The sequence below is a fragment of the Vibrio sp. 10N.239.312.D08 genome (assembly GCF_041466145.1).
Classification (GTDB): domain Bacteria; phylum Pseudomonadota; class Gammaproteobacteria; order Enterobacterales; family Vibrionaceae; genus Vibrio; species Vibrio crassostreae_C.
Genome location: NZ_JBFSSD010000115.1, coordinates 1 through 1,499, shown reverse-complemented (window position 1 = coordinate 1,499; position 1,499 = coordinate 1). Strand labels below are relative to the sequence as shown.

The following is a 1,499-nucleotide window of genomic DNA, read 5'->3' as shown; positions in this document are numbered from 1 at the left end:
CCAAGGACACTGATTTTAAAGCCAAAACCGCGAGAGTGGGTATTGTCGAACACCCGCTCAATGGGATCGTAATCTCGATACGGCAGTTCATGGTGAAGGTGGTTTTGGGCTTGCTTGGCCTCTTGAAATAAGGCGGATAAGCCACTGCGTGAGGAGGAAAACATGGGGGATCCCTTTTTCTATTTTAATGTTAGGGGGCGTGACACAATCTTGGACCGCTTGATGGATTCCCCCCTCATTGAGAGAAGGCTGAGACTGAATGTCGCGCGCCCATGATAAAAATGATGTTTAAGCTTCGTTTCTTTTTTTCCTAATCAATCTTTCCAAATCGCGCGCGCAGGGCGCCCAGACCAACGGCTATCGTCTAAGACAAAGTAAACATCCATCGTATCGATGTAGTGATTGTCTTTGTCGATGAAAGGGAAGACGGTGAGTTTTTTAACGTCTTCTTGGCTTCGCTCTGGCTCCCCCTCTCGATTGCGCCTTGGCAGTAAGGTAAAGGCGGAAGGTGGGGCGAGACGCGCTTGAGAAGAGACCGTGGCGTTACCACTGCCTCCGGTATAACCGTATAGGTTGTCTCGAACTTCGTTCATGGTGACGCAACCTGAAACGCCGCCGACCTGATCGCAACTGTATTCGCTCTCAAAGCCCGCGCTACAACCGGTCAGACCTAAGAGTATCGATAGTGAAAACAAAGCGTGCCTATTCATGGTGATTCCTCACGCCCAAAGCCCACGCGGCTTAACCCTTGTTGGGTGATTTTTTGCGCTAAAGGGTTGATGGGGGCGGTTTGAGTAGTTGGTGGAAGAGAGGGGGTGTTGGTAATGACATCTAACAGTTGATTGCTGTTGGAGACTTGCTCACGCTGCTCATTCATACGCGTTTCGTATTCATCGGCCAGCAATGGATCTAATGGAAAGCCTTCCAAAAAGACAATATTGACGATGGCACCAGGATTGACTTCCACTATCGGATGATAGAGTTCGGCCAGTTTGATGTAGTAGTCCGCCAATTTGCTGCCAACGCTCTCCGTGGCGCCGCCAAGCAGATTCAAGCCAATTTTATCGCTGTTGATGCTTTGACTTGGGCCGAGCGCCGTCGGTGTCGTGGTTTGTGCCAGCGCTTTACCTGCATCCCCTACGCCTTGCAAGATCCCCGCAATGCCGGCCATTTGAACGATCTTACCGTTTTTCAAAATGGTGGTACCGCGAATACCATTGCGACCAAAGTTAAACACGGTCGCATTGACGGGGATATCGAGAATATCGCCATTGGGTTGTATGCAGCTCATTCTACTGGTGCGAGCGACGCCGCGGCTGGATGAGATCTCACCGTAGACGGCGCCGGTGATCGTGCAATCCTTCAATTTAGAGGCCTGACCGTTGGGTAAGACCCCCTGATTGACTGTCTGAAAGACAATCGGTGAGGTATCCCCTTGTCCAGAGACGCCCCCATTAGCATCAGCGCCGCCGGTAATTACGGCGGTCACAAAGGTGCCG

3 protein-coding genes are annotated in these 1,499 nt (G+C 51.3%); all 3 read right to left on the bottom strand.

From position 1 onward, the window contains the following. Window positions 1–164 (bottom strand): TraC family protein (locus tag AB6D58_RS24520; protein WP_408063619.1); only part of this gene is annotated, 164 nt, incomplete at its 3' end. 150 nt (window positions 165–314) lie between these two features. Next, window positions 315–710 carry a type IV conjugative transfer system lipoprotein TraV gene (traV, locus tag AB6D58_RS24405; RefSeq protein ID WP_017104313.1) on the bottom strand — a complete coding sequence of 132 codons (396 nt, stop codon included), beginning with the start codon at window positions 708–710 and terminating at the stop codon, window positions 315–317. Continuing rightward, the coding region (locus AB6D58_RS24400; RefSeq protein ID WP_372158789.1) for a TraB/VirB10 family protein at window positions 707–1,499 on the bottom strand (793 nt) is incomplete at its 5' end. The genes AB6D58_RS24400 and traV, both read right to left, overlap by 4 nt.

Excerpts from the sequence above, each read along its gene's own strand:
- traV (WP_017104313.1), bottom strand. The coding sequence starts at position 710 with ATGAATAGGCACGCTTTGTTTTCACTATCGATACTCTTAGGTCTGACC.